The following is an 8,974-nucleotide window of genomic DNA, read 5'->3' on the forward strand; positions in this document are numbered from 1 at the left end:
ATAGCATATTTTGAAAAGGCTTGCAGATTTTGACTACAAAAAATCTCCTAGCAAGAAAAGAAACTTGCTAGGAGTTCTGTCTACTTCAAGTGAAAGATTAAATCTTTTTCTCAATGCTAAACAAAGGAGAAAGAGGGCGTTTTTCATGGATACGCACGATGGCATCTCCTAGAAGGTGGGCAATCGAAATTTGTTCAATCTTATCAATCAAACGCTCTTCTGGTAGGTAGATGGTATCCAAAACAACCAATTTTTTAATAGCTGATTTTTGGATATTATCCATAGCTGGCCCTGAAAGAACTGGGTGCGTACAGCTTGCGTAAACTTCAACAGCACCTGCTTCAGCAAGAGCATCCGCCGCATGACAAATGGTTCCAGCTGTATCGATCATATCGTCAATCAAGATACAAGTCTTACCTTCTACCTTACCGATAATGTTCATCACTTCGCTGGTATTCATCTTGTCTACACTACGACGTTTGTCAATAATCGCAATCGGAGTTTTCAAAAACTCTGCCAATTTACGAGCACGAGTCACCCCACCATGGTCTGGGCTGACAACCACGTAGTCAGATCCAACCATGCCACGGCGTTCAAAATAGTCCGCAATCAATGGAGCACCCATCAAGTGATCTACGGGAATATCAAAGAATCCCTGAATCTGCGCAGCGTGCAAATCAATCGTCAACAAACGATCTACCCCAGCAACTTCTAGCATGTTTGCAACGAGTTTTGCAGTGATTGGCTCACGCGCGCGCGCTTTTCTATCCTGACGTGCATAGCCATAGTAAGGCATGACAACGTTGACAGATTCTGCACTAGCACGCTTCAATGCGTCCACCATAATCAAAATTTCAAGTAAATTATCATTTACAGGTGAACTAGTTGATTGTAGGATAAAGACGTGTTTTCCACGGATTGATTCTTCAATGTTGACCTGAATCTCCCCATCTGAAAATTGGCGAACAGTCGATTTCCCCAACTCTATCCCAATTTCTTGCGCCACACGCTCTGCCAATTCTCTATTAGAAGAAAGGGCAAACAGCTTTAAATCAGAAAAAGACATGATTTCCTCCGGTATTTATGTATCGCTTGTTTTTTACACAACATTTTCCATCTACCATTGTAGCGCTTTTTCCTTTATTTTTCAATCAAAAATAAAACAAGAGCAAACATTTATACCCTTGTTTTTTACTATTTTATATTGGCTATATTAAAATTAAAAATCCTACATTTTAACAATCGATTTTATGCTAGAATTAGAATTCTGCGAGATGAAGTTAGTATACTTCTCTCATACTTCCTGTATCCACATCATAGACAGCACCTGAAATAACCACATCATCAGGAATCAGTGGAGATTCTCGAAGCAACTGCATATCCTCTCTCACACTCTCTTCAACATCCTGAAAGGGTAAAAAATCTTGACCAGAAACATCAACCCCGAGCTCGTGCTTCAAATGCTCTTGAAAAGACTCATTTTGAAAGGTTTGAGCTCCACAGTCTGTATGGTGAAGCACCACAATTTCACGTGTGCCCATTTGTTGCTGGGAGATCACCAGCGAACGAATCATGTCCTCTGTTACTCTACCGCCAGCATTCCGCAGGATATGGGCATCCCCAAGTGCTAAACCTAGAGCTTGCGCAACGTGCAGACGTGAGTCCATACAGGTCACGATAGCTACTCTGGTTTTGGGTTTAAGTGGCAGATTTAACTGCCCATGTAGGGCAACATAAGCCTGATTGGCTTGCATAAACTGTTCAAAATACGACACGATTTCCCCCTTAAAAATTTGATAATCAAATTTTTCTCCTATCTTATCATTTTTAAGAGGATTTGTCACGGATTATGCAAAGACCTTTTTCAAAACTTCCTGAATAGTCGTCACTCCAATAATCTCAATTTCCTTGGGTGGAGTGATTCCTGTCAAGGAATTCTTGGGTACATAAATCTTGGTAAAGCCCAGTTTTGCTGCTTCATTGATGCGTTGTTCGATACGATTCACGCGCCGAATCTCTCCAGTCAAGCCCAATTCTCCCACAAAACATTCCTGAGGATTGGTAGGCTTGTCCTTGTAACTAGAGGCAATAGCCACTGCAACGGCTAAGTCAATGGCAGGCTCATCCAATTTGACACCACCAGCAGATTTGAGATAGGCATCCTGATTTTGCAAGAGAAGTCCTGCCCGCTTTTCCAAAACAGCCATAATCAGACTTGCACGATTGAAATCAAGGCCTGTCGTAGTACGCTTGGCATTCCCAAACATGGTCGGTGTCACCAAGGCCTGTACCTCCGCCAAAATCGGACGAGTTCCTTCCATAGTTACCACGATTGACGAGCCAGTGGCCCCGTCCAAACGCTCCTCTAGGAAAACTTGACTCGGATTGAGCACCTCAACCAATCCGCCCGACTGCATCTCAAAGATACCAATCTCATTAGTGGAACCAAAACGGTTTTTGACCGCTCTCAAGATACGAAAGGTATGGTGACGCTCCCCTTCAAAGTAAAGCACTGTATCCACCATATGCTCCAACATACGCGGACCAGCCAGAGTACCTTCCTTGGTCACATGCCCTACGATAAAGATGGCAATGTTATTAGTCTTGGCAAGCTGCATGAGCTCAGCAGTTACTTCGCGCACCTGAGACACAGATCCTTGCACCCCTGAAATTTCAGGAGACATAATAGTCTGGATAGAGTCGATAATGAGAAAGTCTGGTTGGATGCGCTCCACCTCAGCACGAACACTCTGCATATTGGTCTCGGCATAGAGATAAAATTCGCTATCGATATCTCCCAAGCGCTCTGCTCGTAACTTAATCTGCTGAGCGGACTCCTCCCCACTGACATAGAGAACGGTCCCTACTTGAGACAACTGGGTTGAAACTTGTAGGAGAAGGGTTGATTTCCCGATTCCTGGATCCCCACCGATAAGGACGAGACTCCCTGGTACCACTCCGCCTCCAAGTACACGGTTGAATTCCTCCATCTCCGTCTTGGTTCGATTGACGTTGATTGAAGTCACCTCAGTCAGTTTCATAGGCTTGGTTTTTTCACCTGTCAAGGACACACGCGCATTCTTGACCTCAGCAACCTCAACCTCTTCTACAAAAGAAGACCAAGATCCACAGTTAGGACAACGCCCTAGATATTTTGGGGAATTATACCCACAATTTTGACATACAAATGTCGCTTTTTTCTTTGCGATGATAAACCTCTTTCTAAATCTCTACCTCACACTCAATCACTTGACAAAAATCAATCTTCTCGTCTGGTACAAACTGACGTATTAGCATACGATGAGCTATAACAACTACAGTCTGATGTTCTCGATACTTAGCCATAGATTCTAGAAATCGAGACTTCATTTCCGCAGCTGTCTCATACTGAATAGGACTATTAGGAAGCAACTCCCCCTTGTTTTCTAAAAACAGACATCTAGCTGTTTCAAAGTTCTCTATACCTGCTTCATAAACCTGCCATTCGTGTAACAAAGGCTCCACCCTCAAAGGAAGGCCTGTAGCACAGGATACATAAAAAGCCGTTTCTAATGCTCGCGTCACTGCAGAAGACACCAGTATATCAGCTGATTGTAGCAAGGGATTTTGGCAAAGTTTCTGAGCTTGTTGCCGTCCTTCCTTAGATAAAGGTGCTAAATCCATCCCAAAACCTGTATAAGAACGTTCCTCTAACTCACGGTAATCTGGCTCCCCATGACGTACAAAGATAATCTTCATCTTAATGCCCTGTCGATCCAAATCCACCAGTCCGCACGCCATCAGCTGCATCTCCGTCTGCGATTAAAAATGGTGCAAAGACAGCCTGAACCACACGTTCCCCAACTTCAAGAACTACTTCCTGATCAGTAATGTTTTTCATCTGAGCAAAAATATGTCCCTCATTACCGGAATTGCCATAATAATCCCCATCAATAACCCCCACAGAGTTGATCAAGACCAACCCCTTCTTACGAGGATTTGAGGAACGATCATAAAGATAGAGAACTTCTGTTAGCTGCATATAAGCCTTGACTCCTGTTGGGACGAGAACAATCTCTCCTGGAGCAATCACAGTGCGTTCCGCAACCTTTAAATCATAACCAGCTGCATGGGCTGTCTCACGCTTAGGTAGCAAATTTTCATCTGTAAAACTCGAAACCAATTCAAAACCACGAATTTTCATATTTTCTCTTTTCTATAATCATTTATTCTAGGCTATTTTATCTTATTTATTCGAAAAAAGCACGAAAAAAGAGCACACAATTCACATCGCTTAGGGCTGCTGGATTCCTCCCCTGACCCGCTTCACGCAGAACTGTTGCTCCACTATTCATTATACCACATTCCCTTCTATTTTTAAAGAGAAATTATTTTTTCCGTCGATTTCGGAAAAAGTCCTGCATAATAGCTGCACAGTCATCTTCCAAAATTCCCGTTTCTACCTCTACACGATGATTGAGACGCTCATCTGTCAAAATATCGTACAAACTTCCAGCTGCACCAAATTTCTGGTTTTTAGCCCCGTAAACTACGTTTGGAATACGGGCAAGCCCAATCGCCCCACTACACATAACACAAGGTTCAATGGTTACAAAAAGTGTACAATCTAGCAGGCGCCAACTCTCTTCACTCGCATTCGCATTCTCTATAGCCATGATTTCTGCATGCATAACCGCCCGTTGCAACTCCTCGCGCGCATTATGCCCACGGCCAATGATCTCTCCATCCTTGACAATCACACAGCCAATTGGAATTTCATCGTGTTCTAGAGCAATTTCTGCCTCTCTCAAAGCCTCTCTCATGAAGCTTTCTTTTTCTTCAACTGTATAATCCATAGCTTCTCTCTTTTCCTACTTATCAATTCTATCATTATAGCATGTTTTCCTAGACAAAAAAAGAGCTCTATAATATTTACACTGACTAACTTTAGATATTATCAAATCGCTGGATTGTAGAAATAATGTTTTAAAAAGAGTATAATATTAGCAAAATTGATAGAAAATCAGAAATCATGAACTTAAAATAATGGAGATAACTGACATAGAAAGTTCAAGAGATGAATATACTGAAATTTATACAATAAACAATATGAAAGGGTAAATGATGAAATTAGAGTTATTACTGGATAAACCAAAATTTACCTTAATGTTTCCATATAAAAATCAATTTAATAGAGCAGGGGGACCATTCATGATATCTTTATCTGTTATGATTCTCTGGATTCTAAAGCATCTGATAGCTTATAATACCGATTTTACAGACAAGATTATTATAGCAATTGTACTGATTTATGTTCCACTTCTTCTATGGTTTATGGGGTATTATCTCTTCATAAATGGAGTAAAATTAGAAGTTCATAAAAACAATACTATTCAGTATTATACCTATAGTAGCAGAGGCCTCAGCGTATTACATTATCAATTTAAACTTCAAGATATCGAACAAATAACCATTAAAAAGCGTCCCTTTAATTGTACAAAGTTAACCATGAAAATTAGAAATCCTATTTTTTTAGAAGGATATGAGAAAAATCCAAATAAGCTAATAAGTGTCAGTATCATCACAGATAAACTGAAAGCAGATGTTTTTATGCACGAAATGAACCAAATTCAAAATGACAAATCAGGAAACCAAGTTATCAAATAAGCTAATTTACAAAAAATTTAATTTTATCTAACTTATAAATTCTAAAGAAAATAGTTCACTGAAGAGGCTGGGATCAAAAATCCCAACCTCATTTTTGCTTAGTTATACACCTATAATTTATTAGTAGATTAAACTATTTGTTGGTATTTTAAAATTCAAAAAGCTACTTTTACCAAAACTTCTTTTCTCCATTCACAACCTTAACCAATCTACTGAATTGTTGAAACCATGAAGTTCTAGTTCTATCAAATTAAGACTTGGTCTACAGATTTCTGTCCCACTGTTTTTTTCTTTATCTTAAAAAGTCAAGTAGAAGCCTGTATAGGACTTATGAACTAAAAAAGCCACCGAATGCGGTGACTTAATAGGGAGATTATTATGAAAAAGAAAAGTTTAGGATATTTGTTACAACAAGTTAGGAGGTCTTCTTGTAACTGTCTATAGTATACCCAACCTGTCTTAAACTAATCTTAAAAATTTCCTATGACCAAACACTTTCTAAAATATTGGTTTGTTCACGACCAGGACCAACTGAGAAGGTAGAAATACGAACCCCAACCAGCTCGCTCACACGACGAACATAGTTACGCGCATTCTCAGGAAGATCTTCTAAATTACGAACTCCAGTAATGTCTTCTGACCAACCTGGCAATTCCTCGTAGATAGGTTTGCAACGTTTTAATTGCTCAAGGCTAGCTGGATAGTGGTCGATACGTTGGCCATCAAGATCATAGGCCACACAGATTTTCACTGTATCCAAACCACTCAAAACATCAATAGAGTTCAATGAAAGATTAGTAATACCAGATACACGGCGACTATGGCGCATCACAACTGAGTCAAACCAACCCACACGACGTGGACGACCAGTTGTTGTACCATATTCATGACCTACTTCACGAATGCGATCTCCCACTTCATCAAACAACTCAGTTGGGAAAGGTCCATCACCTACACGACTCGTATAAGCTTTACACACACCTACAACCTTGTCAATCTTACTTGGACCAACACCAGACCCAATTGTCACACCACCAGCGACAGGGTTTGAAGACGTAACAAATGGATAAGTACCTTGGTCAATATCCAACATGACACCTTGCGCACCTTCAAAAAGCACACGTTTGCCGTTATCAAGCGCATCGTTCAAAATAACAGATGTATCTGTCACATACTGCTTGATTTGTTGACCATACTCATAGTATTCTTCAAAAATATCATCAATTGAAATAGGCATGCTATCATATAATTTTTCAAACAGACGATTCTTCTCCGCAAGATTGCGTTCCAAACGCTCACGAAAAATTTCTTTATCCAAAAGATCTGCAATACGAATTCCAACACGAGCAGCTTTGTCCATGTATGCTGGACCAATTCCCTTTATTGTAGTACCAATCTTATTGTCACCCTTAGCCTCTTCTTGCAAGCGATCCAACTCAATATGGTAAGGCAAAATAACATGTGCACGATCAGAAATACGCAAGTTATCAGTTGTCACACCTTCCTCATGAAGATAGCTCAACTCTTTCACAAGGGATTTCGGATTTACAACCATCCCATTCCCGATAACAGAGATTTTTTCAGGGAAGAAAATTCCAGATGGAATCAAGTGCAACTTAAATTTCTTACCATCAATCACAATTGTGTGACCAGCATTATCACCACCTTGGTAACGAGCAATCACCTCTGCATTAGCTGAAAGAAAATCTGTAATTTTCCCTTTACCTTCATCACCCCATTGGGTACCTACAACAACAACTGAAGTCATAATAAAATTCGTCTGAGCTACTAGGAGCTCGTCCTTTCTCATATACATGGCAGGAGTTTCACCTGCAATTATATCTTACAATTTATTATAAGAAAAAAAGACCATTTTATCAAGAAGAAACACTGGAAAAGATTTGGAATTTCTGTAAATAACAAAATTCAAAACCTTAAAAATTAAACAAAATCCTACAAAATATAAAATCAATACAGATTATTGTTCGTGATAAATGATATATGAACGTCACTAGTTTAGAGTAGTACCTTCTAGCAAGAATTTATCTAGATACAAGCGATAGGCCGTCTGAAAATGATATAAACAAAACTCTTTATAGCTTTTAATTCTAAATCTTATCAAATAATAAAGTAAAAAACGAAGATGAAGTGATTCCCACTCAGCAGAACTCTGGCATAAAGAAGCATATTCTTGTTCAACTAGTTTCAAAAAGACAAATGCTCGTTCATAAAATTTTTGAAGCATATAAAAAATCCCTTTCTTATTATTAACACTAGTCTAACAGAAAAACGAACTAAAAAAGCTTCAAATCCTATAAGAGTAGAATTTAAAGCTAAATGAACTAAAAATAAAATATAAAGGTAATTATAGATGCCAAAATTAAGTTTTGAATTTTGAGAAATTTACTTCATTTATAAAATCATAACTACTCGTCTAACGGGTGGTTTGCACCAGGGTTATAAGCCCAAATCACCAGCCAGCGCCTAAAGACGCTGGATAATTTCTTTAATCTTGAATATATTTCTTAATTGTGGCTTCATTAAGTCCCACTGTACTCACGTAGTAACCTTCTGCCCAAAAATGCCGGTTGCCAAACTTGTACTTGAGGTTGGCGTGTTTGTCAAACATCATGAGTGCACTTTTGCCTTTTAAATAACCCATGAAACTTGAAACACTTATCCTTGATGGAATATTTCTCCCAAACTACTTCGATATTAATTATAAATGATTTTTCGTCTATACTTAGGGGTGAACACAATGTGATATTTACACATCCTCTTTGTGTGTGATAAACTATGTGCCTTTTGTGCCATATTTTTCTCCTTTCGCTTTACAATTGGCTTGAACACCTTTATTGTATCGCGTTTGGAGTTTTTTTGGTATAACCTTCGATGCGCACCCGCATAGCGGGTGGTTTATTTGTCTCGCACCTAACGGAGCGAGACGGACTAATAGTCACATAATAAAAAAGAACACCAGTGGTGTTCTTTTTTATCTGACTCCGCCAGTAGGACTCGAACCTACGACATCATGATTAACAGTCATGCGCTACTACCAACTGAGCTATGGCGGATAAAAGCTAAGCGACTTCCATATCTCACAGGGGGCAACCCCCAACTACTTCCGGCGTTCTAGGGCTTAACTGCTGTGTTCGGCATGAGTACAGGTGTATCTCCTAGGCTATCGTCACTTAACTCTGAGTAATACCTACTCAAAATTGAATATCTATCAAATACCAAGAAAACCTTACACTTCGTATTCTCAGTTACTTTGGATAAGTCCTCGAGCTATTAGTATTAGTCCGCTACATGTGTCGCCACACTTCCA

General features: G+C 39.5%; 9 protein-coding genes, 1 tRNA gene, 1 rRNA gene, 1 other RNA gene and 1 pseudogene. 1 reads left to right on the forward strand and 12 read right to left on the reverse strand.

What is annotated here, in order from left to right; all coding sequences use genetic code 11:
- Positions 1–97 precede the first annotated feature (97 nt).
- From D8801_RS08405 to tadA, 7 genes are all read right to left on the reverse strand, one after another.
- Positions 98–1,066 carry a ribose-phosphate diphosphokinase gene (locus D8801_RS08405; protein WP_000010178.1) on the reverse strand — a complete coding sequence of 323 codons (969 nt, stop codon included), beginning with the start codon at positions 1,064–1,066 and terminating at the stop codon, positions 98–100.
- Positions 1,067–1,280: 214 nt separating this feature from the next.
- A complete protein-coding gene (locus D8801_RS08410; protein ID WP_185758515.1) occupies positions 1,281–1,775 on the reverse strand; it encodes a beta-class carbonic anhydrase in 495 nt (164 codons plus the stop codon).
- A gap of 72 nt (positions 1,776–1,847) precedes the next feature.
- Positions 1,848–3,209, reverse strand: coding sequence for a DNA repair protein RadA (gene radA / locus D8801_RS08415; RefSeq protein WP_125849154.1), 1,362 nt, complete (start codon positions 3,207–3,209; stop codon positions 1,848–1,850).
- Positions 3,210–3,222: 13 nt separating this feature from the next.
- Positions 3,223–3,780: a histidine phosphatase family protein gene (locus D8801_RS08420; protein ID WP_125849156.1), complete on the reverse strand. Its 558-nt coding sequence runs from the start codon at positions 3,778–3,780 to the stop codon at positions 3,223–3,225.
- Positions 3,740–4,183, reverse strand: a complete 444-nt coding sequence (locus tag D8801_RS08425) for a dUTP diphosphatase (RefSeq protein WP_125849158.1) — start codon at positions 4,181–4,183, stop codon at positions 3,740–3,742. Before D8801_RS08425 ends, D8801_RS08420 begins: the two co-directional genes overlap by 41 nt.
- A 53-nt stretch (positions 4,184–4,236) precedes the next feature.
- Positions 4,237–4,335: signal recognition particle sRNA small type (gene ffs / locus D8801_RS08430), an RNA gene on the reverse strand.
- 32 nt (positions 4,336–4,367) lie between these two features.
- Positions 4,368–4,835, reverse strand: coding sequence for a tRNA adenosine(34) deaminase TadA (gene tadA, locus D8801_RS08435; protein ID WP_125849160.1), 468 nt, complete (start codon positions 4,833–4,835; stop codon positions 4,368–4,370).
- 265 nt (positions 4,836–5,100) lie between these two features.
- Between tadA and D8801_RS08440 the strand changes: the two genes are divergently transcribed.
- Entirely contained in the window at positions 5,101–5,646 is a 546-nt protein-coding gene (locus D8801_RS08440) for a hypothetical protein (RefSeq protein WP_125849162.1), read from the forward strand.
- A 481-nt stretch (positions 5,647–6,127) separates the two neighbouring features.
- Here D8801_RS08440 and D8801_RS08445 read toward each other — a convergent pair whose 3' ends face one another.
- The 5 genes and pseudogenes from D8801_RS08445 to rrf all read right to left on the reverse strand — a co-directional run bounded on the left by D8801_RS08445 (position 6,128) and on the right by rrf (position 8,841).
- Entirely contained in the window at positions 6,128–7,414 is a 1,287-nt protein-coding gene (locus D8801_RS08445; RefSeq protein ID WP_125849166.1) for an adenylosuccinate synthase, read from the reverse strand.
- Between the two features lie 243 nt (positions 7,415–7,657).
- Entirely contained in the window at positions 7,658–7,891 is a 234-nt protein-coding gene (comW, locus tag D8801_RS09870; protein WP_125849164.1) for a sigma(X)-activator ComW, read from the reverse strand.
- Positions 7,892–8,155: 264 nt separating this feature from the next.
- Positions 8,156–8,460, reverse strand: a pseudogene (gene tnpA, locus D8801_RS08455) (IS200/IS605 family transposase); the annotation flags it as partial.
- A gap of 186 nt (positions 8,461–8,646) precedes the next feature.
- Positions 8,647–8,720: transfer RNA gene (locus D8801_RS08460), tRNA-Asn, on the reverse strand.
- A gap of 5 nt (positions 8,721–8,725) precedes the next feature.
- Positions 8,726–8,841: ribosomal RNA gene (rrf, locus tag D8801_RS08465) — 5S ribosomal RNA — on the reverse strand.
- Positions 8,842–8,974: the final 133 nt, after the last annotated feature.

Origin of the sequence: Streptococcus oralis (assembly GCF_003943415.1) — a bacterium.
GTDB lineage: Bacteria > Bacillota > Bacilli > Lactobacillales > Streptococcaceae > Streptococcus > Streptococcus oralis_BJ.

Coding starts and splice junctions, on each gene's coding strand:
- comW (WP_125849164.1), bottom strand. CDS start 7,891: ATGCTTCAAAAATTTTATGAACGAGCATTTGTCTTTTTGAAACTAGTT.
- D8801_RS08405 (WP_000010178.1), bottom strand. CDS start 1,066: ATGTCTTTTTCTGATTTAAAGCTGTTTGCCCTTTCTTCTAATAGAGAA.
- D8801_RS08440 (WP_125849162.1), top strand. CDS start 5,101: ATGATGAAATTAGAGTTATTACTGGATAAACCAAAATTTACCTTAATG.
- D8801_RS08425 (WP_125849158.1), bottom strand. CDS start 4,183: ATGAAAATTCGTGGTTTTGAATTGGTTTCGAGTTTTACAGATGAAAAT.
- D8801_RS08420 (WP_125849156.1), bottom strand. CDS start 3,780: ATGGCGTGCGGACTGGTGGATTTGGATCGACAGGGCATTAAGATGAAG.
- tadA (WP_125849160.1), bottom strand. CDS start 4,835: ATGGATTATACAGTTGAAGAAAAAGAAAGCTTCATGAGAGAGGCTTTG.
- D8801_RS08445 (WP_125849166.1), bottom strand. CDS start 7,414: ATGACTTCAGTTGTTGTTGTAGGTACCCAATGGGGTGATGAAGGTAAA.